22 protein-coding genes and 1 pseudogene are annotated in these 22,108 nt (G+C 62.6%); 8 read left to right on the top strand and 15 right to left on the bottom strand.

Features of this window, described 5'->3' with window-relative positions; translation table 11 throughout:
* Positions 1–44: 44 nt before the first annotated feature.
* The 3 genes from CRO39_RS07875 to CRO39_RS07865 form a co-directional block, all read right to left on the bottom strand.
* Positions 45–1,208, bottom strand: coding sequence for a DUF1214 domain-containing protein (locus CRO39_RS07875; RefSeq protein WP_202926343.1), 1,164 nt, complete (start codon positions 1,206–1,208; stop codon positions 45–47).
* Between the two features lie 83 nt (positions 1,209–1,291).
* Positions 1,292–2,629, bottom strand: a complete 1,338-nt coding sequence (locus tag CRO39_RS07870) for a DUF1254 domain-containing protein (RefSeq protein WP_097121357.1) — start codon at positions 2,627–2,629, stop codon at positions 1,292–1,294.
* Between the two features lie 25 nt (positions 2,630–2,654).
* A complete protein-coding gene (locus tag CRO39_RS07865; RefSeq protein ID WP_097121356.1) occupies positions 2,655–3,347 on the bottom strand; it encodes a hypothetical protein in 693 nt (230 codons plus the stop codon).
* Positions 3,348–3,914: 567 nt separating this feature from the next.
* Between CRO39_RS07865 and CRO39_RS07860 the strand changes: the two genes are divergently transcribed.
* The 4 genes from CRO39_RS07860 (at position 3,915) to CRO39_RS07845 (ending at position 10,385) form a co-directional block, all read left to right on the top strand.
* Entirely contained in the window at positions 3,915–4,406 is a 492-nt protein-coding gene (locus CRO39_RS07860; RefSeq protein WP_097121355.1) for an RNA polymerase sigma factor, read from the top strand.
* On the top strand, positions 4,403–5,476 hold the full coding sequence (locus tag CRO39_RS07855) for a FecR family protein (protein ID WP_238394702.1): 1,074 nt from the start codon (positions 4,403–4,405) through the stop codon (positions 5,474–5,476). Before CRO39_RS07860 ends, CRO39_RS07855 begins: the two co-directional genes overlap by 4 nt.
* Positions 5,477–5,694: 218 nt before the next feature.
* A complete protein-coding gene (locus tag CRO39_RS07850; RefSeq protein WP_097121617.1) occupies positions 5,695–8,751 on the top strand; it encodes a TonB-dependent receptor in 3,057 nt (1,018 codons plus the stop codon).
* 251 nt (positions 8,752–9,002) lie between these two features.
* On the top strand, positions 9,003–10,385 hold the full coding sequence (locus CRO39_RS07845; protein ID WP_238394703.1) for a CehA/McbA family metallohydrolase domain-containing protein: 1,383 nt from the start codon (positions 9,003–9,005) through the stop codon (positions 10,383–10,385).
* A gap of 184 nt (positions 10,386–10,569) precedes the next feature.
* On the opposite strand, the gene CRO39_RS07840 is transcribed toward CRO39_RS07845, so the two are convergent.
* The 5 genes from CRO39_RS07840 to CRO39_RS07820 form a co-directional block, all read right to left on the bottom strand.
* Positions 10,570–11,532, bottom strand: a complete 963-nt coding sequence (locus tag CRO39_RS07840) for a nucleotidyl transferase AbiEii/AbiGii toxin family protein (RefSeq protein ID WP_097121354.1) — start codon at positions 11,530–11,532, stop codon at positions 10,570–10,572.
* Positions 11,529–12,266, bottom strand: a complete 738-nt coding sequence (locus CRO39_RS07835; RefSeq protein WP_097121353.1) for a type IV toxin-antitoxin system AbiEi family antitoxin domain-containing protein — start codon at positions 12,264–12,266, stop codon at positions 11,529–11,531. The genes CRO39_RS07840 and CRO39_RS07835 overlap by 4 nt, the downstream gene beginning before the upstream one ends.
* Before the next feature lie 218 nt (positions 12,267–12,484).
* Positions 12,485–12,706, bottom strand: a complete 222-nt coding sequence (locus CRO39_RS21085; RefSeq protein ID WP_217991841.1) for a hypothetical protein — start codon at positions 12,704–12,706, stop codon at positions 12,485–12,487.
* A 119-nt stretch (positions 12,707–12,825) separates the two neighbouring features.
* Positions 12,826–14,148: a Fic family protein gene (locus CRO39_RS07825; protein WP_097121351.1), complete on the bottom strand. Its 1,323-nt coding sequence runs from the start codon at positions 14,146–14,148 to the stop codon at positions 12,826–12,828.
* 504 nt (positions 14,149–14,652) lie between these two features.
* Positions 14,653–14,892 carry a hypothetical protein gene (locus CRO39_RS07820; protein WP_097121350.1) on the bottom strand — a complete coding sequence of 80 codons (240 nt, stop codon included), beginning with the start codon at positions 14,890–14,892 and terminating at the stop codon, positions 14,653–14,655.
* A gap of 501 nt (positions 14,893–15,393) precedes the next feature.
* Between CRO39_RS07820 and CRO39_RS07815 the strand changes: the two genes are divergently transcribed.
* The gene (locus tag CRO39_RS07815) at positions 15,394–15,723 is read left to right on the top strand and encodes a helix-turn-helix domain-containing protein (RefSeq protein WP_097121349.1); all 330 of its coding nucleotides are present in this window, start codon (positions 15,394–15,396) and stop codon (positions 15,721–15,723) included.
* Positions 15,720–17,006, top strand: coding sequence for a type II toxin-antitoxin system HipA family toxin (locus tag CRO39_RS07810; RefSeq protein ID WP_097121348.1), 1,287 nt, complete (start codon positions 15,720–15,722; stop codon positions 17,004–17,006). The genes CRO39_RS07815 and CRO39_RS07810 overlap by 4 nt, the downstream gene beginning before the upstream one ends.
* A 72-nt stretch (positions 17,007–17,078) precedes the next feature.
* On the opposite strand, the gene CRO39_RS07805 is transcribed toward CRO39_RS07810, so the two are convergent.
* The 7 genes from CRO39_RS07805 to CRO39_RS07775 form a co-directional block, all read right to left on the bottom strand.
* Entirely contained in the window at positions 17,079–17,354 is a 276-nt protein-coding gene (locus CRO39_RS07805) for a Rossmann-fold NAD(P)-binding domain-containing protein (protein ID WP_097121347.1), read from the bottom strand.
* A gap of 87 nt (positions 17,355–17,441) precedes the next feature.
* Positions 17,442–17,762, bottom strand: coding sequence for a type II toxin-antitoxin system RelE/ParE family toxin (locus tag CRO39_RS07800; protein ID WP_097121346.1), 321 nt, complete (start codon positions 17,760–17,762; stop codon positions 17,442–17,444).
* On the bottom strand, positions 17,759–18,040 hold the full coding sequence (locus CRO39_RS07795; RefSeq protein ID WP_097121345.1) for a ribbon-helix-helix domain-containing protein: 282 nt from the start codon (positions 18,038–18,040) through the stop codon (positions 17,759–17,761). Before CRO39_RS07795 ends, CRO39_RS07800 begins: the two co-directional genes overlap by 4 nt.
* 336 nt (positions 18,041–18,376) lie before the next feature.
* On the bottom strand, positions 18,377–19,090 hold the full coding sequence (locus CRO39_RS07790) for an XAC0095 family protein (protein WP_176520174.1): 714 nt from the start codon (positions 19,088–19,090) through the stop codon (positions 18,377–18,379).
* A 378-nt stretch (positions 19,091–19,468) separates the two neighbouring features.
* A complete protein-coding gene (locus CRO39_RS07785) occupies positions 19,469–19,696 on the bottom strand; it encodes a helix-turn-helix domain-containing protein (protein ID WP_238394705.1) in 228 nt (75 codons plus the stop codon).
* 235 nt (positions 19,697–19,931) lie between these two features.
* On the bottom strand, positions 19,932–20,390 hold the full coding sequence (locus tag CRO39_RS07780) for a hypothetical protein (RefSeq protein ID WP_097121344.1): 459 nt from the start codon (positions 20,388–20,390) through the stop codon (positions 19,932–19,934).
* 291 nt (positions 20,391–20,681) lie between these two features.
* Entirely contained in the window at positions 20,682–20,960 is a 279-nt protein-coding gene (locus CRO39_RS07775) for a sigma factor-like helix-turn-helix DNA-binding protein (protein ID WP_238394706.1), read from the bottom strand.
* Between the two features lie 106 nt (positions 20,961–21,066).
* On the opposite strand from CRO39_RS07775, the gene CRO39_RS07770 reads away from it, so the two are divergent.
* Together CRO39_RS07770 and CRO39_RS21195 are read left to right on the top strand one after the other, a co-directional pair.
* A complete protein-coding gene (locus CRO39_RS07770) occupies positions 21,067–21,441 on the top strand; it encodes a helix-turn-helix domain-containing protein (protein ID WP_202926344.1) in 375 nt (124 codons plus the stop codon).
* A gap of 490 nt (positions 21,442–21,931) precedes the next feature.
* Positions 21,932–22,108: pseudogene (locus CRO39_RS21195) on the top strand (transposase); the annotation flags it as partial.

Genomic DNA, 22,108 nt, shown 5'->3' with positions numbered 1-22,108 from the left:
ATATCCTGCGGGCATCCCCCCGGTGTCTGTTCGTGCACCTTGGTTTACAGGGCAGGCTCGGCCACGGGGAACGACCAGGTGCCGTCAAGGATCTCGGCGCGCGGACGATACAGGCGCACCATGTAGTTCCAACCGCGGGTCAACGGCAGGCAGTTCACGCTGTCCGCAGTGCAGCCGCCGAAGTTGACGGTGATCGAGCCGTCTTCGTTCCTCTTGCCGGTGATGCTGTTGACCGAGTAGGCATTGAGACTGTTGGGTTGGAAGAATCCGTCCGCGGTGTACACCGTGATGGACCAGAACGCATCCACGGGCACCTGCCCTACGGTCAGCCTGTAAGGAGTCTTGCCGTCATTCTGATCGGGAAACACATTGAGATAGATGGCGTCCCTGTCCGGATTCAGCCCCCAGCCCGAGGCTGCGGCGGCCAGCCGCCTGACCGGGTCGACCGATGCCGCGTCGGGACCGGCGGCGTAGCGAAGATCCGGCAGCGTGTTCGACAAGGCAATCAGCGCTTCACGTACCCGCTTCTGACTGACCGGGTCCCAATCCGGGATTTCGAACTTGCCTGGTCCGCCTGGCTGTTCGACCGTGATCGCATCCTGGATCGCATTGGCCTTCTTCATGTCTTCCGGGTCGTTCGGATTGGCCAAGATGCGGATACCCACCATGGCATACCGCGTGCCGACATTTTCTTTCGTAAGCGTGTAGGTGCCGGCCCCGTAGTAGACATTTGGATTGAAGTGATCTTCGTTGATGACAAGCGCCGAAACGAAACGGCCCTCCGATTCCGGAAGCGTGAACGTGACCGGACCGGCGTTCAGATCGAAGATGCCTGACGAGTAGATCGTGTCGCGATTGAGCCGCACGATCAGTTGCTTGTCCACCGGTGCGGCCTCTCGCGTGTGCTTGAAGGTTCCGAATGCACCGTCATTCACCTGGCCCGCCATGTACACGTCCGATTCCGCACGAATGAAGTTGTCCGGTGTGACGAGCACCTTTCCATCCGGGCTTTCCGTCCAGAAGCGCGAATCGCCCAAGGGTGGAACCCGAGTTGGTGCCGGGGGCGGCGCCGACATCCCTGCCCCGGCAGGAGCCGCACTGCGAGTGCCTTCGGGCTCGGTAGAAGACCCGGTGGGGTTGCTGCATGCGCTGACCGATGCCAGCGTAGCCATTGCCAACGGAGCGAGAGAAAGCTTGAAGATATTCATGAGAAGAAGGCCTTACTCGTGGGTGATTGTGAACATCGCTCCGGATCCCGCACGGACACGACGCATCCTGTCTCTTCGGCGCATCACGCGGCGGCGCGAACTGCCGGCGGCGCCTTCCAGGTGCCATCCAGCGCGGCCGGCTTTGGCCAGTATTCGCGCAGCACCATGAAGAACGGGCCCTTGGGGGCCGGCAGCCAGTTCGCCTGTTTTTCCTGTCCTGGGGGTTCATGCTGGATAAGGAGCGTGACGCTGCCGTCCGGGTCGTGGACCAGCGCCTTTTCCATGGCGGAGTTGATCAGATAGCGGTCAATCGGGTTTTCGGTCAGCAGGCTGGCCGGGAGCTCGTACATGGTCAGTGACCAGAATGCGTTTACCGGCGGCAACTGGCCCGGCGGAAAGCGAACCGTATAACGGTTGGATGCGCCGTCCAGTGGCTTGCCGTCGGCATCGACGAAGTAGACCGGATAGTTCGCCTCTTCCTTCGAGTTGCCATAGATGCCAAGCACTGCTGATGCCATGCGGGCGAGATAGTCGTTGTTGAGGAACGCGCGCGTTCCGAACCCGTCCGCGCTGCTCTTCTTGCCGGTATCCACCTGTTCGGCCTTGTATTGGGCGAAGGTCTTCCAGGCGTCGGCCATGCCTTGCCCGATAGCGGCGCGCTGCTCTGCAGGCATTTCGTCGGCATTGAACAGCAAGCCTGCGCCGATCCCATGCCTGGCGAAACGTTCCATCAGAGCTGTTTCGCTGGCATGCCTTGGAGCGAACTGCAGCAGGAAGTTGAGGATGGCGAAGAATTGCGGTGAGTCCTTCTGCGCCTGGGCGCTCAGCGGCGGCATGAAATCAACCGCAGGCAAGGCCGGCGGCGCCTTGGTCCCGGCAAACCGAGACAACGTCTGCACCGTGTAACCGGCCTGGACCTTCTTAACTTCCTCCAGATCGTTGTCGTCGAACAGCTGGGTCCGGTAGAGGACGAAGGCGAACCGCGTCTCCGATCGGATCACCGCCTTGATTCCGGCCGGCACGTCACCATCCCAATCCGGCCCCGCCAGCACGAAGTTACCCGCATCGTTGCCTGTGGCGCGGCTTCCCACATAGGCAAAGTTGTGGGTGTACATGTCGATGAACTGCAGCGAGTAGTAACGCTCCTTGGACACCGTTGGGACCGTCAGCACGAGCGGCTCCGTACGCAGGTCGGCGCCCAGGAACGTATAGGGCGTGTCCGAGTTTGGCGTCTGGATGGCCTTGTCCTTCGGCGTGTACACACGGGCCACACTGTGCGGCACATTCCAGATCCCCTTGTACTCCGGATTCGAACCATCTATGAAGTACGAATGCTGGATCCTGTAACTGTCCACCATCGGGAATCCATAGATGTAGGCGTCTTTGTAGACGTCGGCGGCGGCATCATTCTTTGATCTCATGTCGTCCTCTGAGCGGGTTGGAAGTTCAAAAGACAAAGCCGTAGCCGAACGACGGACCGGTCATGGTCAGATCGGTACGCGCCCCGGCGCTTTCCAGCTCAATCTCCAGATGTCGATACCCGAACAGCAGCGTCCCGTGGGAAGTGCGGTACTGGGCGGTCACGCTGGCATTCCAGGAGCTCTCGGTTTGCCCGAACGACGTATCGGCCCGTGCCGTCAAACGCCAGCGTTCCGCTGGCGCCCATGTGTATCGGCCGCCAACCATGGCATCCAGGTAGCTGTCGCCGACATCCAGAACGCGGCCGGTGAACGCCGGATTGTTCGGCGCGATCACCAGTTTCAGATCCACATCCAGATAGCGTATTCCACCGAATAGATCGAAGCCGAGGTCTCGGTGCCCCGCCGGATTCCATACCCAAGCTGCTTCGAATAGACGCGTGTCCAAGTCTGCCTCCGTCCTGGCAAAACTCCCCTGGCGGGTGTCAGCTATCCCGAGATAGGTGATGTCGGCGAATACGCCCTGACCATCACCGCGCCCCTCGATGTGCAGCTGCAGGGATCCATCCAGTTTGTCCAGGATGTCCTTGAACTCCATCTCCGACGATCCCTGTACTGCCGGCGTGTCCGTACGCACATCCGTGCGGATGCTGGAAGCCCATGCATAAGGCGCCACCATCCAGTCCCAATCGGCCGCCGTGGCATTCGACGCCAGTGCCATCGCGAGCGCCGTAGCAGGGAATTTCCACGTACTTCTCCAGGCTCGCATACTTCCTTAGCTCCCATTCCTGTCGGAGACAGCCAGATGCCTCGTGCATCTGGCGATACCTGATCCCTGCCTGGCCGGAAGCAAGCGATGGGACACCCAAGCTGTCGCTTCGACTGTGCGGCTGCCGTCGGCTGAATCGGTTCATTCCAGTCTGCCAGCTGCCCTTCCGGTTTTATATTCGGAGAAGCGACAGATGTGATTACGCAGAAATACTTAGACCGCAATTCCGGTGCGGCATCAGACCTATTGCATCGCCCGCGATTGCCTGCGCGGTACAAGTAACAGGGTTTCCTTGAAATGACCGGCGCGGGCCCGGCCCGGATGGACACGAATCACACGCGAAGCCTCTGGCGGAATAGCGCCGACTGCGGCCAACGACCGGCGACGGTATGCCCGGTGCTGGCGGCTTCGCGCGGCCGCCGTACCGTCATCGTAACGTCATCAGACGCATCTACCCTGCCCCGCACTCAGGGGAAAGGCGGCGCAGTGGCCGAGCAGGCAAAACGGGGTTTGGCGCGCATGTTCGCGGAACACCGGCAGGTGTTGCGCGGCTTCTTCGTGCGCCGCGGCGCCAGCCACGACGCCGACGACATGGTGCAGGAAACCTATCTGCGTCTGCTGCGCGCGCATCAAGGCCAGGGCGAGGGGATCGCCAATCCGGAAGCCTACCTGTTCACCGTTGCGCTCAATCTTGCGCGCGAACAGGCGGTACGCCGCCGGTGGTCGCTGCTGCCGCTGGAGGAACTGGAGAACATCACCACGCTGCTGGCCGCCGAGGAATCGGTCGAGGATGCGGCCGAACGCGCCCAGCGGCGGCAGCGCCTGCAGGATCTGCTGGCCAGCCTGCCCGAGCGCACCCGCGCGGTGCTGGTGATGCAATACCGCGACGGCCTGACCTACCGGCAGATCGGCCAACGCCTGGGCGTGTCCTCGCACATGGTCAAGAAGCATGTGGTCCGTGGCCTGTCGGTGTGCCGGCGCGCGCTGGCCGATACCGCGGAGGCGTGGTGAACCAGGTCGGCTCCCATCATGCCGGCCCCCGGCAGGCGCACATCACGCAGGAAGCGGCGCACTGGCATGCGCTGCAACGCCAGGGCGGATTGGGCCCGGCGCAGCAGGCACGGTTCATGGACTGGCTGGTGGCCTCGCCCGAACACCTGCGCGAGTACCTGGCCATCGGCCGGGTCGCCGGTGAACTGGGCGAGGCGATGCGCGCGATGCCGATCGACCTGGAGGCGTTGATTGCCGGCGCCTCCGCTCCATCGCGATCCGACAACGTGGTTGCGCTGCCGGCCAGGCGTGCTCCGCCGTCTCCCGCCGCGGTGCGTACACATGCGAAGCGGTTGCCGCGCATCGCCGCGGCAGCGGCCTTGCTGCTGGGCGTGGGCATGGCGGTGCACGGCGTCTGGCCGCAGTCCGGCCACTACGTGGCTGCGCACGGTGCGCCGCGCAGCTTCGAACTGCCGGATCGCACGGTGGTGCATCTGAACGCCGAAAGCGAATTGTCCACGCGCTTCAGCCTGTTCCAGCGCCGCGTCGAACTGCTGCGCGGGCAGGCCAGCTTCGTCGTCGCCTCCGGGCGTCGTCCGTTTGCGGTGCATGCGGCCGGACTGCAGGTGCAGGACATCGGCACGACGTTCGACGTGTCGCTGTGGCGCGAACAGGCGCGCATCGGCGTAGCCGAAGGCCGCGTGCGCGTGGTCAGCGACGCCGGCGCCGGCCGGCTGCTGGCCGACCTGCGCGCCGGACAGAGCGCCCGTGTCGACCATCGCGATCATGCCGTCAGTGTCAGCGACGAGGATGTCGCCACGATGACGGCGTGGTGGCAGCGCCGTGTCGTGTTCCGCGACCAGCCGTTGCGCGAGGTGGCCGACCAGTTCAACCGCCTCAACGCTGTCCACTTGCAAATAGAAGACGCGGCTGCGGGCGCGTTGCGCCTGACCGGCAACCTGAGCGGCGACCACGTGGCGTCGCTGCGCGCCTTCCTGGACGAACAGCCGATGCTCACAACGACGGTGACCGGCAACCGGATCGCCGTAAGCAGCCGCGCAGCGGAAACCGGCGACGTGACGCGCGACTGATTCAGACCGCAGCGTGCGGAAGCGAGCGCTGCGGGCCGGATTGGTCAGCAACCCGCGTCGGGTCAATGCGGCGACTGCCCGATCTCTGCAGCCGATCTGCGCTGTCAAAAAAAATTCATCGAAAAAACGGTGCCCGACCTCCGCTCGTCGCCATCGTAGTCAGGCATGCGCGAACGCCCATGCGCCGCGATGCCCACACCACCCCACTGGACTTTACGATGCGCCGAATCCTGTTCCTCTCCATCGCCCTAGCCCTGCAAGCGACTACCACTACCGCCGCCACCGCGCAGGAAGCCCGCATCGCGGCCGAGGCCATTCCCTCGCAACCGCTGGACCGCGCGCTCAACGCGTTGTCGCGCCAGACCGGCCTGCAGTTCGTCTACAGCGCGCAGGCGGCGGGCAATCCGCAGACCCGCGCCATTCCCGCGGGCCTGCCGCCCGAGCAGGCGCTGAAGCAGCTGCTTGACGGCACCGGCCTGCGCTACCGCTATCTCAACACCAGCACGGTGACCATCGAAGCCGACATCGCCGCCGGGACCGCGCCGGCGCCAGCCCCGGCAACGGCAACGCCGGCAACCGGCGCCGTTCCGGATGCCGCGGCGTCGCCGCAAGCGGAAGCTGCCGTGCAGCTCGAAAGCGTCGAGGTGGTCGGCAGCTACAGCCGCAGCCTGGAACAGGCGGTGGACATCAAGCGCTACAACACCGGGTTTTCCGATTCCATCGTTGCCACCGACGTGGCCGATTTCCCGGAACAGAACCTGGCCGAGGCGCTGCAGCGCATGCCCGGCGTGACCATCGAACGCAACAAGGGCCTGGGCAGCAAGGTCAACGTGCGCGGCCTGCCGTCCGAGTACACCCACGTCTCCATCAACAACCTGGCCACGGCCTCGGGCAGCGGCGGCCGCGATGTGGAGTTCGACATCTTCGCCTCGGAAATCATCCAGCAGGTGACAGTGCAGAAGTCGCCCACCGCCGCCGACGAGGAAGGCGGCATCGCCGGCTCCGTGCAGATTTCCACTGCGCGGCCGTTCGACTACAGCGGCCGCAAGCTGGTGGTTTCCGCCGAAGGCGCGCACAACTCCATCTCCGAGGAAACCGATCCCAAGTTCTCGTTCCTGGCCAGCGACACCTGGGGCGACTGGGGCGCGCTGGTGTCGTTCTCCACGGCGCAGCGCACCAACCGCACCGATTCGACGTCCGGCATCAACTTCCGCCCGCTGTCGCGTTTCCTGGGCGCGTCGGGAACGCGCGGCTCGCAGGCCGAGGCCGTGCTTGAGCGCGATACCAACGTGGTCATCGACAACCGCACCGATACCGGCGAGACCAACCTGATCGTGTTCCAGGACAAGGTGGGCGACCGCGTCTATCTGAACGATCAGGACAAATGGGGCGCCACCGCATCGCTGCAGTACAAGCCCAGCAACAATTTCAGCCTGACCTTCGACGCGATGGTCGGCGGCTACGACACCACCGAGGACGAGTACGACGCCGCCGCCTACTCGGCCTCCAGCCGCAGCACGCTGGAAACCATCCACGAATACGATGCCAGCACCCTTTCCAGGTACGGCATGGTGGTGCTGCGCGATGTGTCCTACACCGCCACCCAGCATGAGTTCCTCAGCAAGGAGCGCATCAACAAGACCGACTTCAGTCAGTACAGCCTGACCCTGGACTGGAAAGGCGACAGTTGGGACATCGATGCGATGGTCGGCTATTCCGGCGCCGAAAAGACCCTGGACTACTCCAACCTCAAGCATGTCGCCTACGCACCCTCGCGCACGCGCTGGACCGGCGACAGCGGCGAGACCATCCCCAGCGCCAATCCCGGCACCATCGACATGTACGACTCTCCGCAGAGCTACCTGTTCGAAGCGTACGAAACCACGCTGGAGAAGATCACCGACGACAAGTACGCCGCGCAGCTGGATTTCAGCAAGGCGCTGGATCTGGCCTTCCTGCCGGCGCTGCGCAGCGTGCAGTTCGGTGCGCGCTATACCGACAAGTCGAAGGAGCGCAACTACGGCGAACTCAAGATCACCGGACCGGGTGCCGGCGACAGCTCGTGGGTCAACACGCGCACGCTGGCCGACAGCCCATTGCAGTGGATCAGCGACATCGTCCCCGGCGGCGCCTACAGCATGAAGGGCCTGGACTGGCAGCAGGTTTCCAACGACTGGGCCCGCGGCTTCTTCCGCTATCCCGGCTTCGCCACTCCGTTCGAGGACGGCCAGTACTACCGCGTGGACGAGGAAGTGGCCAGCCTGTACGCGATGGCCGACCTGGCCTTCAACGTGGGCAGCGTGCCGGTGTCGGTGAACGCCGGTGCGCGTTATGTCGACACTTCGGTGCTGTCCTTCGGCTACCACCCGGTGCAGAACCCGGACGGCAGCACCGGCTATACTGACACGCCGGTTTCAAAGAAAGGCAGCTACAAGGACGTCCTGCCCAGCATCAACCTGACCGCCGAGCTGTCCGATGGCTTGCTGCTGCGTGCCGCAGCCTCGGAAACCCTGATCCGCCCGGCGCTGACCGACGTGGCCTACAAGCGCACGGCCAGTTGGAGTTCGTTCCGCTTCACCGACGGCAATCCGGATCTGCAGCCGACCTACGCCAAACAGTGGGAAATCGGCCTGGAGAAGTACCTGCACAACGGCGGCCTGCTGGCAGCGTCGTACTTCCGCAAGAAGATCGACGGCGTGGTCGTCAACTCGCTGACCGGCGTGGTCGAGGACGTGGCGGTGTACAACGCCAACGGCACGCTCAACGGCTATTACGATTTCGATGTCTACCAGCCGGTCAATGCCGACGGCTCCTACGACGTCGACGGCATCGAACTGATCGCCCAACTGCCGCTGGGCATGCTGCACAGCGCGCTGGAAGGCTTCGGCATCAACGCCAACTACACGATGCTGGACAGTTCGCTGGCCGGCGAATCCGACCTGGGCATCAGCACGCCGATGCCCGGCCTGGCCGAGAAGACCTACAACTTCACCGTGTACTACGAGAACGACCGCTTCGACGCCCGCCTGTCCTACAACCACAAGGACGAGTACGTGGAGTCCATCGGCTACAACATGTACCCGATCTGGCGCGACGCCTATGGCCAGTTGGACATGTCCATCGGCTACCGGCTCACCGACACCATCAAGCTGAGCCTGAAGGGCATCAACCTGACCGACGAAGAGACCACCGGCTACACGATGGATCCGTCGTTCCCGACCATGTACGAACGTTCGGGCCGGCGCATCAGCCTGGGCATACGCGCGGATTTCTGAGAGACCTCCGGACACGTCCATGGATGGACTTGTTCAGGCCTGCTCCAGCGCATCTACGCCTTGAATCCCCGCACTTCTCACGAACAGCATCCTTGTGGGAGCGACGTCAGTCGCGACGGACGCATCACGTCGCGACTGACCGGTGCCGGCATGCCGGCACCACTCCCACGAGATAGCCACTGACGCGCTGCCGGGACCAGTGGCGGACCACGCAACCGCTGCCATCCTCGTCAAGAACCAAGGAGTTACCGATGCGCACCCTGCCCCTGCTCACGCTGCTGGCGCTGGCCGCCTGCGCCGATCAAGCGCGCGCCGCTGCAGACGACGGCCGCCGCTGGCTTGCCGGCGATCACCACGTACACAGCGAATGGAGCGTGGACTGGGACCGCTCGACCACCCCGCCTACGCCAATCCGCGGCGGCGACTCGCCCTACACGCGCACCCGCAATGCGCAGCAGGCGCTGGCGCATGGCCTGAGCTGGATGGTGCATACCGACCACGGCGGCCCGGGCCACTCGGCGGTCACCCGCGACCATGCCTGGCCGGCGCTGCTGCAGGCCAGGCGAGAGGTTCCGTCGCTGATCCAGTTCAACGGCATGGAGTTCGATGTCCCGGCGGCCGAGCATGCCTCGCTGATCATCGCGCCGGGACCGGAGGAACGCGACCAGTTGATCGCAATCGAACGCGACTACAGCCGCAATGAGCCGCTGCAACCCGGCGGCCGCGACGACGGGCAGCTGATGCTGGACGCGCTGGCGCACATGCGCACGCTGCCAGCGCCACCGCTGGTCTTCGTCAACCATCCTTCCCGCACCGCCAGCGGCGTCGGCCAATGGGGCGATGTGGACCCGGCCGAACTGCGCGCCTGGCACGATGCCGCGCCGCAGATCTTGGTGGGCATGGAAGGCGCGCCGGGACATCAGGCCGCCCCCGCTCATCGCGGCCTGTACCGCAACCAGGCTGCGCCCACGTTCGGCGGCTTCGACCAGATGACAGCACAGGTCGGCGGCGTCTGGGACACCCTGCTGGCCGAGGGCCGCCGTTTCTGGATTACCGCGACTTCCGATTCGCATGTGAACCTGCGCGATGGCGGGCGCGACTTCGACCCCGGCCAATACAGCAAAACCTACGTCTGGGCGCGGCATGAAGCCGAAGACATTCTGGAGGGCATGCGTGCAGGAAGAATGTTCGCGGTAACCGGCGATCTGATCGATGCGCTGGATCTGACGGTGCACGCCAGCGGCACCGCCGACCGCAGCGCCGGCATGGGCGAAACCCTGGCCGTTCCGCCGGGCGCCACGTTGCGGGTGGACGTGAAGGTCCGCCAGCCAACGCAGCCGAACTTCAATGGCCAACGGCCGGCGTTGCACCATATCGACGTGATTGTCGGCACTGGCGACGGCGAAGCGGGACCGCAGATGCAGGTCGAGCGCTTCGGCCCCGAGCAATGGAAAAGCGAGGGTCAATGGCGAACGGTGTCCTGGGAACTGCCGGTGCCGCAGCACGGTGCCTTCGTGCGTGCCCGCGGCAGCAGCACCGCAGAGACAACGCCGCTGGCGGATGTACCGGGAGAAGACCCCTGGCAGGATCTGTGGTTCTACTCCAATCCGGTGTTCGTCGAGATCGCGCGCTGACGAATCCGAGCAAGAATTCGCCGCCATCGAGCCGCTCTGGTCGGTATCGCTGATGTATCAGGAAAAAGATGCCACATTCATGATTTGCCGAACACGGATGCGCCTGGATTGGCCGGCCCACCAGTCTTCGAAAGGCTGATGCAGCCCATTGAGTCATGGAAATTCCGTGGTCACGACGCCGAAATCACGACTCGCGGCCGGCCCCACTTTCGCGGGCTTTGTCTGATTCGGTTCCGGAATCCAGACGAGCGGCCAATGCATCGACTTGCTCGGCGAACTTGCGCGGATTCGCTTTCCGCAACTGCTCCAGATTATGCATCTTCCAGCGGATGCCTGGCAGCTGATCGAGGTGGGCTATGTCCAGTCGCGTCCATTCCGGGTTGCCTGCCGCAAGCGAGAGCAGAAATTGGCGTTCGCTTTCATCGAGCCCTTGCTGCAACTCTCTCATCATGCGCTCGCGTGCCGCGAGCAGTGCTTCCAGCCGCACGGGCTCGATGGTCATGCCCTGGAATCCGTGCGCGTAGTCGCCCTGCACGTCGCGCGGGGATGGGAACAGCACTTCGTGGATCGGCCGGTTGTGGCTGGCCAGATAGACCACGAACGCGCGCCGGATGTCGGAGGTGATGCCCTCGTGCGAAAAGAGCTGCATCACGTCGAACAGGTCACGGGGATGCTGCCGGTCCAGTGCGGCCACCAGCTTGCCGCCGTACATATCCTCCAGCGACACCACCGGAATCTCCAGGTCCGCCAGCAGCGTCGCGCGCGCTTTGGGTGTGAGCGGGACGCGTTGCACCGGTCGTACGGTACCGCGCATTACGAAGTTGACTTCGATCTTCACCTCGATGTCGCCGCGGCGCACCAGAAGCTTGGTTTCGCCGGCGCCGGCGCCGAGGACATGCGTATTGAACCCCCGCGCGTTCAATCGTGCTTCGGCTTGCCGGAGCGCTTCGCCGATACGCGCGAGCGCCGGATCGCGCGGCACCGTGTAGTCGGGGAAAACCAGATCGAGATCAACCGACAGGCGCGGCATGTCCCGTGCGAAGAGATTGATGGCCGTGCCGCCTTTCAACGCGAACGTCTCGTCCGCGAACACCAGCGGCGCGATCTGCGTCAGCAGGCGCGCGGTCTCGAGGTAGATGCGGTTCATGGCTTGAGCACCAGCAGGCCATCGCCCGACTGGGACACCCAGGGCCGGTCGCTGCCGGTCGGCAGCATGGTCGGGTCGAGCTTGGTGGCCCACGGCAGGGAGAGTTCACGACCGAGCTGCAGACACAACCGCACGGTCTTGATGCTGGTGCAACGCTGCAGCAGTTCGCGCAGCACATCGGCGCGGAGACCATAGGTGCTTTCGGTCAGTTCGCGGGCCTCCTGCAACGGCTGCCGCACGCCGACCTCGCTCAGCAGTTCCAGCAACGCCCGTTCGGGCGCCGAGACCTCCGGCGCGCCGCTACGTTGCTCGAACGGCCCGACATGCAGCATGGCGGTCGGGAGTTCGTCGAAGAGCCGTTTGCGGTGGTACTCCGCCGGGAAACGCGAGACGAACCAATCCGGCAACTTGCCGGCCGCCCAGCCGTACAGGGTCAGGACCGGCCGCTCGGACAGGTAGTGGCGCACCCCGTACCAATCGAGCGCCGATTTGCCGCCGACGTGCAGCCCCGTGAGCCTGCGCTGCAATAGCAGCAGGCTGGGATGCAGTGCCAAGGTGTCGTTGGGGCGGCAGAACACACCACGCGCCAGCCGCGTCAGCCAGCCGGCCCGCACGTAGTGGACAGCCAAGTCGGCAGACACCCCCCGCGCTGCCAGATCCTCCGAAGTCATGGGAGCGCCGGGTGCCCAGCTGGACAGGAGAGTGTTTAATTTGCTTTTCTGGATCGTAGTCATACTACGATTATTACCACTTTTCCAAAGTGTTGCCAACTTGAGATTTATACGTGAATAGTAGCTTGGCTACGATTTATTGATATTTCCAAAACTGACGCCTTCATGTCGATCCGTGCTGACGAAATGATCGCTGGGTCGCAAGCCAACGGCGGCTGGCAGTTCCTGGGCAGGACGCGGACATCTGTGTGCTGGTGTTGAATTTGGTCACGAGTACCTTCTCAAGGCTGTCCATCCGACATTTCAGCGTTTCCATATCCGGAGGCCAGAACCTTCGCGTTGATGAAGTCCCTCATCATGTCGAAGTAACCATCCGGTTGCCGCGTCGAGAGACGTTCCCCATCGGGACCTTTCTCGAACTCGTACAAGCCATGCTCAGCGTCGGGGAAAACCGCCGTCGTGACCGGGTGGCCAGCGTTTCTCAGCAAGACCAGGCGACGCAAGGTTTCACCAACTGGCGCATCGCGGTCCTGTCCCCCCCAGAATCCACAGCTGTGGAACCTCAAGGTTGGCCGACACCGGTCTACGCCGAAACTATTTCCGCACGGTGGTCGGCGCTTCGCTACTTCAATCGGGCAGGAAGGTCCACGACGGGGAAATACTCATGGGCCTTTCCTACTCGTATTCTTTGCAAGAGACCCGCGGCTAGCAGATTGTTCAGATCGTTCAATGCTGTCGGGTAGGTGATCGAATGCGCCGCCTGATGGCTGGCCACCGTATACGCGCGATCCGGGTCGCGTAGCGAGTTGGCCAGCAGGGAACGTTGTCTGTGATTGAGCGAGATTCCACCCACTGTCGCATTTCGCAGAAGCGCCCTGGCCCTTCGATCATCTTCCGATTTCTTCGCGACGTACTTGTGGAAGGCCGCAATTGATCCTTCGATGGCCTCAAGTTGCTGGGCGATGAAATAGGACAGATCCTGCCCATCGCTTTCCGTATGGAGATACGCCTTGAGGTACTTGCCGGGATGCTTCTTGAGAACGCTGGAAATCGATAGGTACTCTGTCAGCCAGTAGCCGGAGTTCATCATGGACCAATAGAACAGGGCGCGTGCAGTGCGTCCGTTTCCATCAACGAAGGGGTGGTCGTATCCGATCTGGAAATGAACGGCGATCGCCCGGACTACGGGATGCAAGAACTCTTCCTCCCCTTTGTCATTGGCGAATGCGCACAGTGCCTCCAATCTCTCTCTCACCTGGCTGGCAGGAGGAGGTACATGAAGCAGGGTTGGAGGTGAACCTCGGTCATAGATAACGACATTGTCTTCAGCGGTCCGCAATCTTCCGCAGTCGGCTTGGGAATCCAAGGTGCCGTCAGTGAGCACGCTGTGTAGCTCGAGGATCTCGTTTACCGTGAAAGGTCGTTTTCCTCTTGAACGAATCATCTGCATCGCCAGATGATTGTTGTAGATCATGCGCTCGCTGGTATCTCTAGGCTGGCGCCCTGTGGATAGCATCTCCTTTGCTACCGCGCGTGTTGTTGAAGCACCTTCCAGTTGGGAAGATGTCATAGCCTCTTCGATGAGAGATCGGATCAGGAATCTTCCATGATCGGCACCATCGTCGCCTTGAATGGTTCCTGCTGCCTCACGATCGATGTAGTGAAGCCGTCTAAGCATCGAGTCGGTCAGGGATACCCGGAATCGACTTCCATGCTTGTCGAGCAAGCGCAAAGGCCTTGCCAACGTGGAGCGCGCCATCCTGATCCCCAGCCACCAGGCTTCGCTTGAGAGTCCCTCCGGAGGGACCCTGTGGCGCACTTTGTCCCAGTGCTCATACGCCCCGTCAACTTCGGGGCCTATTCCTCGAAATAGCAACTGAGCAGCCTTTTCCCCAAGTTGTTCAATCAATTCAGTGACTTGCGGTGCGGGAACTGGGAGTTTCATAATAAATTACTATAAAATATATGTTGTGTTTTATAGCAAACTTATTTCAGCCCAAGCAAGACCGCTCTTCAACTACCTGAACAGGTCGACTCTCAAGGTCTATCAGGCAAGCTCCCAATGGCGACGACCGATGCCGAGATTTTCCTGAACCATCGCATACCGCACTATCCGCGACGATAACGCTGCGGGGTACATCTGGCGACATCCGGGAAAGCTCCCCTGTAGCGCCTCGATGCTCGGGCCGTAGCTACAAACTATCTGAAAGTACATCGTGTCACGCATAGTCCAGATCAATGGACCGCCAGTGATCACCAGGCTTTGCCACCCAACCGGAAAACAGAGCAACCGGAAAAGGTGAGGGCTGACGTTCTCCCCTTATCGGGTCCGGCGTGAACTGGAAAATTCGGCCGTTGGGTTGAGGGTGAAGCCGGCCGCGAACGTGGTCGGCGTGACCGGAGCGTCGGCCCGGGCAAACCGGGCCGACGGTGAAACACGGCAGGTGTGTTATTGCAGCGTCCGGTTCTGGCCGTGGCGGAAGCCGGACTGCGACCCCGGCCTTGCGGGCGGGTGCACAAACCCCGCGTCATACACAGCCCGCGTTTCACCCACGCGGTTCAGCGGACGCCGCGACGGCCCGAGCGGCTGGTCTTCCACCTCGTCCAGGATGGCGCGCACGGCTTCCACGCCGTCATAGATGGCCTGCCCTATCCGCGGCAGCGTGTGGTCGCTGGTTCGAATCGACATGTGCCCTTGTGCAAGCGAGAGAAGGTGAGACGTATAGTCTGACGCCTGCTTGAAATGTCAACGCGGATGACAACGGTTGCGTGGCTGCTCTGATCGCATCGTCGGCAATGGCGATCATTGGCGATGCAGCGAACTCCGTGTGCAAATGCGCGCACATTTCTCGGCATCGGCGCCGCTCGGAGGACCGGCCGCGATCCATTCCGGCGCCGGCACCCGCAGCAGGTCGGCTTGCGCCCGCATCCCAGCCGGGCGGATGCTCCATGCGTGCCCGGTCGTGACCTCGATCCGGCCGGCCTCGGACAACGCCGGCACGCGCTGCTCCGCGCGCCACGGCGACGCAGCGGGGGCTGAGGGCGGACATGGGACACATCTGTACCCCTTTTTTGTTCACCGGCTACGCCCCGCGCGGCCCAGCGACTTGACTTGACTCCCATGCAGGAGGATAAGGGCTAATAATTTAGCCCTTAAGTCGCTTAAGGGTCATTTTATGAGACCTTATCCATGCGATCCTCCGTCATCGACATCCTACCTCCTCGGGTCCGACGCTCCCTTGCCAAACTCGGTAAGGATCTCAAGGACGCCCGGCGCAAGCGCAGCCTGACCGTGGAAATGATGGTCGAACGCGTCGGCGTCTCCAAGGCGACCTACCTGAAGGTCGAGAAAGGCGACCCCAGCGTGTCCATGGGTGTCTATGCGATGACCCTGTTCACGCTCGGATTCTCCAACGCCTTGGCCGAGATCGCCGATAGTCGCAGCGACGATACCGGACTGCTGATGGACAGCAGCCGCCTGCCGCAGCGGGTACGGCCCAAGAAAGCCAAATCGCTATGAAACGGGTCCTCGACGTTTTCCTGGGCGAAACCACCCACCAGATCGGCACGCTCCGATTCGAAGCCCAGGGCGCGCGCCAGAGCGCGGGCTTCGAATATCACGCGGACTGGTTGGTGGACGAGGACCGCTTCGCACTCGAGCCAGGGCTGCCCCTCGTATCGGGCATGCAGTTCCACCAGCAGGCGCGCGACGGCTCGCTATTCCACGGCGCCATCGCAGACACCGAACCCGATGGCTGGGGGCGCAAGGTCATCCTGCGCGACCATGCCAAACAACGCCAACAAGCGCGGGAGAGCGGTGCGGCGGTTGAAACACGTGCATTGAACCATCTGGATTTCCTGTTGGCGGTCGATGACAGCAGTCGTGTCGGGGCACTGCGCTTTCGCGATGAAGACGGAATCTTCCAGCGGACACCGGAACCTGAGAAACGTACGACGCCACCGTTGATCGAGTTGGGCCTGCTGCTTTCCGCATCGCGGGCGGTGGAGCAGCACACTGAAACGGCTGCAGACCTGGCCTACCTGCGCGGCCGGGGCACCTCCTTGGCCGGCTTGCGCCCCAAATGCACGGTGATCGACGAAGACGGTCGATTGTCCATCGGCAAATTCCCGAGCGTGCAAGACGACCGGGCCGTGACCAAGGGCGAGGTGCTGGCGCTCCGGCTGGCGCGGGAAGCGGGCATCAATGCCGCCGAGGCCAAGTTGGTGGACAGCGATGGCAGCCCGGTCGCCCTGATCCGCCGATTCGATCGACCGGACGACGGTGGCCGCCTGATGTACATCTCGGCAGCGACCATGCTCGGAGTAGACACCAGCGATGGCAGCGAACATACCTACACCGAGATCGTCGACGCCCTGCGGCAACAGGGTGCACGGCCCAAGACGGACATTGAAGAGCTGTGGCGACGCATCGCCTTCTCTATCCTCATCACCAACGTGGATGACCATCTGCACAACCACGGTTTCCTGCATAGCCAACAGGGCCAATGGACCCTGGCGCCAGCCTTCGACATCAATCCCTTCCCCGAGCGCGCTCGCGAACTGAAAACCTGGATATCGGAAGACACCGGCCCCGAAGCATCAATCAAGGCCTTGATGTCGGTCGCCCCGTATTTCCGGATCGACCAAGACGCTGCCATCCGGATCCTGGGCGACGTAGAACGAGCGACCAGCCGGTGGCGCCAGGTCGGCCATTCCATCGGGATGAGCAATACCGAGCTTGACCAGTTCGTCGATGCCTTTGAGCACCGTGAACGCGACGCTATTCGGAATATCATCGGCTAATGCCCATGCTTCCGATCCACCAAGCGGCAGGCCGTCATTACTAAAGAGCATCGAGGCTGATCGGACGCTAGATCAGCGGCTTCCGCGGCCCACTGCCCAGCATCCGCGCCGGCGGGGATATGCATCGGTGGCCGCGCGCCACACGGCCTCGGCCACCTCCTTCGAGCGCGTCCCCGGCCCGACGGACTTGAGCATGCGGACAATGGTCTGTCTCATGAACTCGTCATAGACCTCGTCATCAATGCCGCGCAGGTTGGTCAGCGCAGTGTCACGAAAGCTCGTCTCGCCCGAGGAACCCGGAAGCACAGTATGCACGCGCACACCAAACGCTTCGACTTCACTGGCCAACGACTCGCTGAGCGCGTTTGCCGCTGCTCTTGCGGCTTGGCCGGGTTGTTCGTCATGCCGAACAACCGGTGCAGGTTCGGGATCCTCTTAGTCGCCAACTTCATCCAGCAAGATGGTTTCGTAGTCTTGGCCGCCGCAGAAAATGCCGAGAATCGACACTGTCTCAGTGTCGGTGTCTGCCACGAAGGCAATAACCGCACTGCGCCGATAGTTGGTTACGCGCAGTCCCGGTGCGAGATCATCGCGCCGTATGCCACGCAGGGGAAATGTGGCCAAGCTTTCGCAGTAGGCCACGATGGCATCGATGTAACGGGCGGCAATGACAGGCGAGCCAGCCTTCGCAATAAAATCTTCCAACGCATCGAGCTGGTCTAGCGCCTCGGGCGCGAAGACGACGGTATAGGTCACGCCTTGCCTGCGCCTCGGCGTTGGCGCTTGCCGGTCAAGTGATCGCGCACTTGGTCAACGGACAGTGCACGGCCGGGGTCCGCCTTGAGCGCGGCGGCGGCCGGAGCCACCTCTTCGCGCAACCAGCTTTCCACAGCACGGTCGCGGGCCAGCAGGGTGCGCAGCCCGTCGCGGATCACTTCGCTTTCAGTGGCGTATTCGCCGGCGGCGACCTTCGACTTCACCAGGTCCGCCATTTCGTTCGGCAAGGTGATGCTGAATTGTTGGGTTGAGCGCATGGCCAACTCCAGTAGGGAACAGTAGGATTTAATCCTACTACTTTGAGGTGGGGCTGCAAGCCGGAGGCCGCACCCGGGCGGGACCGCGGTACAGATCACCCGGTCTCGGGCGCAATCCGTTTAAGCATCACCGCCCTAACCGGCGATTCAGCCGGTAGCCCGGGTAAGGCCAACGGCCGCACCCGGGGCGCTCTGCACGTAACCTTTCCGTTCCCCGGGTGCGGCCGTTGGCCTTACCCGGGCTACATCGGCTCACCGCGGATCAGCTGCCTGCGGCCCCTTGAATCGAGCGTCGGCCCGGGCAAGCCGGGCCGACGGTGAAACACGGCAGGTGTGTTACTGCAGCGTCCGGTTCTGGCCGTGGCGGAAGCCGGACTGCGCCCCCGGCCTTGCGGGCGGGTGCGCAAACCCCGCGTCGTACACCGCCCGCGTTTCACCCACGCGGTTCGGCGGACGCCGCGACGGCCCGAGCGGTTGGTCTTCCACCTCGTCCAGGATTGCGCGCACGGCTTCCACCCCGTCATAGATGGCCTGCCCTATCCGCGGCAGCGTATGGTCGGCGAATTCGGCCTCGTGGCTGCCCGCCACCACATCACCATGCGCCGAGATGGTCTGAGTCAGCAGGTCCAGCGAATCAATCTGAGCCAGGGTGACACCGAAGGAATAACGTTTGGCGACTGCGGCGGAAATTTCCTGCATCTTCTCGGGCGCATCGTCTTCGTCTTCGTCTTCCTCTTCGTCTTTCTCTTCCTCTTCCTCTTCCTCTTCCTCCGCATCGGCATCCGCCTTAACCGCCCTCGCCTTCCGCTCCGCGGGCCACGACAGCTCTTCCAACACCAGTTCGACCTGCTCTGACAGCAACTCCAGGCAGATCGCAATCTCTCCTACCCGCACGTCGGGCGTGCTTTCGTTCGCCTCGTCCGACGTGCGCGGCCGCGCCAATCGAGACAGGAAATCCGTGTAATCGCGCAGCTTCTTCAGCCGGAACTGGCTGTCTTCCGGCAGGAAATAGCCTGGCGTGCCCAAATCGTTTGATTCATGCTTCGACATCGTTGCCTCCTTATTCCATTAAGTGACCCGCCCACGGCGGACGGGAAGTCGGGAGGTTCGAAACCGCACGTAGCCGGCGGGCATATTCCCCTTGCGGGTGTTGTATTAGCCGCCCTCCCGACGCAGGCATCGCGTCGGCTTGCGCCTGTGAAACAGTAGTTCGCTTGCGCTCATCTTTCCGATACTCACCTGACGTTCTCTTTGAACGCCTTTTCTACAGTCGCTCACCACCACGCCTCTTTAGCGCAGCAGCACCGCAGCGGTTTGAAGCCAACGCCTGTACGCCGACTTCGGGAGACCGACTCCCATCATTGGCACAGCTTCACAAAACTTCCTGTCTTGTGCTCGTGGCACACCTTCCTCCGTCCCCTTTGGTCTTCATAGTGTGGAAGCGAGCAACTCCGACACATCCACACCAAGCGCGCCCGCCAGCCGCTCGACCCCGTCGATGGAAATGTTGGCGACGCAGCGCTCCAGCTGCGACACGTAGGTGCGATGGAACTGCGCCAGTTCGGCGAGCCGTTCCTGGCTCAAACCTCGTTCCTTGCGTATCCGGCGGAGGTTGGCCGCTACGCGCGTACGCGCGCTCAGTTGGGAGATGGACAAGAACGGGTCCGGTTCACTTGCTTGAGAATGAAACTGCCAAGCGCCTCTCGGGCTACAGTTCGACGAGGGCGCACTTGAGCAACTGGAATATCGGAAGCCGATGGGACTGCGCCGTCGGCATGGGCGCCTCAGTGAGAGGCATTGGCGTCAGCAATTCCACCCGTCCTCGTCCCTCAAGCGCCCTCCTCTCAATAGGCCCGACGCAGCACATCGGGCTAGTTGATGGACTTGGCTGTCATGGCTCATCGTCTGGCTTTGCGGACGTTTCGAAATTTTCCATGACGTACTTGCTCACCCTCCACACCAGTTTGCTTACGATTCGGCAGGAATCAAAAAGCTCGCCAATTCCATCGGATTGGCCTGCCGTGATCTTCATCTCCAGCATGATCGTATGAGCCCTCAGGAGACTGTGCAGCATGTCGCTGGCGAACGCCGGGAGATCTGTCGTCTCGGCAAGAACGGCGTTCCGGCCAGCGTTTTCGATTCTCTGCACGTTGACCTGACGCACCAAGCCCCGCGCCGTGCGGGCGGCGTTGTAGATCATCTCCCCGAGCACGGGAAGACTGTTGTCATCGCCAAGCCGATCGTCGCTGACCATGATGATGTCGCTAAGCGCGCTGATCTTCCCGACCGCGATGTTGAGCTCGTCGAGCTGACGAATGGTGACGCCATAGATCAAGCCGTCGTGTGTCATATCAGCGGGCTCCTTGTGCCGTCAGGGACGCGGTCGCGTTCGACACGGCCGTGGCCATCAGCGGCAAGCAACAGGCAACGAACGGCGCCGGGCATAGACGGCAGCTGTTCACGTCTCCGCTGGCGATCAGCCAGCGGCGAGCGGAAAGGGTGCAGGATGCGGCAATGCCGCCTGGGTGTCATTGAACATGGTTGGCTCCGTTGGTCGTTGGCGTCCGTGATCCCGACGCCGATCGGGAAATGGCGGACCGCGTGAATTGGCGTGCCGATAGCGCGGCGAACATGGTCGGATCTAGCCGCCCGGCTCCCTCACGGCGGCCCGGAAGGCCAGCAAGGCATGGCTGATGTGCTTCTCCACCCGCTTCACGGAGATCCCCATCCTGGCGGCCACCTGTGGATGGGCCAGTCCGTCGAAGCGGCTGAGCATGAAGGCAAGGCGGCACTCGGGCGGCAGTTCGACGAGAGCACGCTTGAGCAGCAGGTCGAGCGCCAGGATCGATGGACTGGAGCCGTCGCCGGGAGTGGGGCCTGGAGGAAATGCGTCGGCGCTGTGGATGGCTGCACGGGTCATGTGGCATGTTTCCGTTTTGGCTTCATCCGAAGTATCCATTATGGATATATAATTTGTCAACTAAAAGGAAACGACAAGCGTTTCCAGGGCACCGAGAATGGCGCCCATGAGCAATTTCGGTACCCGGCTGAAGGAATTCCGCGACGCGCGCGGCTGGTCCCAGGAGCGCCTCGGCTTCGAACTGGAGGTAACCAAGGCCACCATCTCGAAGTGGGAGACCGGACGCGCCGAGCCAGGCCTGGGGAACCTGGCGAAGATCCGCCGCCTCTACGCGCTCGATGGCCTGACCTTGGACTACCTGATCGACGACGCGGTTGCGGCGAAGTCCCATGTGGATGCGAGCCGCTATGTCAGGGATGCGGCCGATGAATCTCCGCGGCTGGCGCAAAGCCAGGACGAGATGGCCTTGCTCACCCGCTTCCGCGCGCTGTCATCGTCGCGACGCCGGGGTTTGCTGGACTTCCTCGCTGAAGGGACATAAGAACCATCCCTTTCAAGTTGTTGCTCCAATCCAGTCGCGAGCGCCTGCAGGAAGCGCAGATCTCCCTTGTGGGAGCGCCGACAGGCGCGATGAAGCGCTCCCATGAAAAAGCCCCATCGCGCCTGTCGGCGCTCCCACAGGAGCAATCCGGACGCAGAGGACATCGGATCAAGAACTCATGCTTTTCAACGTGGAGCCTGTGCTTGCAGCTCTTTTCGGGACTCCGCTTGCCTGCGCGGAGCAGCGGAGCAAGCTCCACTCTACCTGGTCAGGTTCAAACTTCCTTTTGACAGATATGCAAAAGGCGGCCAATGGCCGCCTTTTCTTCCCTGGCCCGCCTTCGGCACCCTCTCCCAAGAAGGGGACTGATGTCCCGCATGCGGGAGAACTGGGTCAGGTTCACTTTCCTACGGTATGGTGCGGGGAACTCCTACACCTCTATCGGCCTGGCGCCAATTCACCCGCCCGCTGAGACATGGATGCTGGAGGTATGGCGAGACTTCCACGACTCGACCTCCCGGGTATTCCTCAGCATATCGTGCAGCGCGGCAACAACCGATTGCCGTGTTTTCGGGCGAAACTATGTGGCGCTGTTCAACACTCGCCATGGACGCACTGGGACGCTGTGGGAAGGACGGTACAAGGCTTGTCTCGTCGATACCGGGAG

The sequence above is a fragment of the Pseudoxanthomonas wuyuanensis genome (genome assembly GCF_900215535.1).
GTDB lineage: Bacteria > Pseudomonadota > Gammaproteobacteria > Xanthomonadales > Xanthomonadaceae > Pseudoxanthomonas_A > Pseudoxanthomonas_A wuyuanensis.
The sequence above is the reverse complement of the archived record's forward strand: the minus strand, read 5'-3'. Positions and strand labels throughout refer to the sequence as shown.

Bases quoted from the DNA above. Each gene is read 5' to 3' on its own strand.
- CRO39_RS07845 (WP_238394703.1), top strand. From the start codon at position 9,003: ATGCGCACCCTGCCCCTGCTCACGCTGCTGGCGCTGGCCGCCTGCGCC.
- CRO39_RS07825 (WP_097121351.1), bottom strand. From the start codon at position 14,148: ATGAAACTCCCAGTTCCCGCACCGCAAGTCACTGAATTGATTGAACAA.
- CRO39_RS07865 (WP_097121356.1), bottom strand. From the start codon at position 3,347: ATGGCACTGGCGTCGAATGCCACGGCGGCCGATTGGGACTGGATGGTG.
- CRO39_RS07815 (WP_097121349.1), top strand. From the start codon at position 15,394: ATGCGATCCTCCGTCATCGACATCCTACCTCCTCGGGTCCGACGCTCC.
- CRO39_RS07775 (WP_238394706.1), bottom strand. From the start codon at position 20,960: ATGACCCGTGCAGCCATCCACAGCGCCGACGCATTTCCTCCAGGCCCC.
- CRO39_RS07860 (WP_097121355.1), top strand. From the start codon at position 3,915: ATGTTCGCGGAACACCGGCAGGTGTTGCGCGGCTTCTTCGTGCGCCGC.
- CRO39_RS07840 (WP_097121354.1), bottom strand. From the start codon at position 11,532: ATGAACCGCATCTACCTCGAGACCGCGCGCCTGCTGACGCAGATCGCG.
- CRO39_RS07850 (WP_097121617.1), top strand. From the start codon at position 5,695: ATGCGCCGAATCCTGTTCCTCTCCATCGCCCTAGCCCTGCAAGCGACT.
- CRO39_RS07795 (WP_097121345.1), bottom strand. From the start codon at position 18,040: ATGCGCTCAACCCAACAATTCAGCATCACCTTGCCGAACGAAATGGCG.
- CRO39_RS07770 (WP_202926344.1), top strand. From the start codon at position 21,067: ATGAGCAATTTCGGTACCCGGCTGAAGGAATTCCGCGACGCGCGCGGC.
- CRO39_RS07780 (WP_097121344.1), bottom strand. From the start codon at position 20,390: ATGACACACGACGGCTTGATCTATGGCGTCACCATTCGTCAGCTCGAC.
- CRO39_RS07820 (WP_097121350.1), bottom strand. From the start codon at position 14,892: ATGTCGATTCGAACCAGCGACCACACGCTGCCGCGGATAGGGCAGGCC.
- CRO39_RS07835 (WP_097121353.1), bottom strand. From the start codon at position 12,266: ATGACTACGATCCAGAAAAGCAAATTAAACACTCTCCTGTCCAGCTGG.
- CRO39_RS07810 (WP_097121348.1), top strand. From the start codon at position 15,720: ATGAAACGGGTCCTCGACGTTTTCCTGGGCGAAACCACCCACCAGATC.
- CRO39_RS07790 (WP_176520174.1), bottom strand. From the start codon at position 19,090: ATGTCGAAGCATGAATCAAACGATTTGGGCACGCCAGGCTATTTCCTG.
- CRO39_RS07870 (WP_097121357.1), bottom strand. From the start codon at position 2,629: ATGAGATCAAAGAATGATGCCGCCGCCGACGTCTACAAAGACGCCTAC.
- CRO39_RS07875 (WP_202926343.1), bottom strand. From the start codon at position 1,208: ATGAATATCTTCAAGCTTTCTCTCGCTCCGTTGGCAATGGCTACGCTG.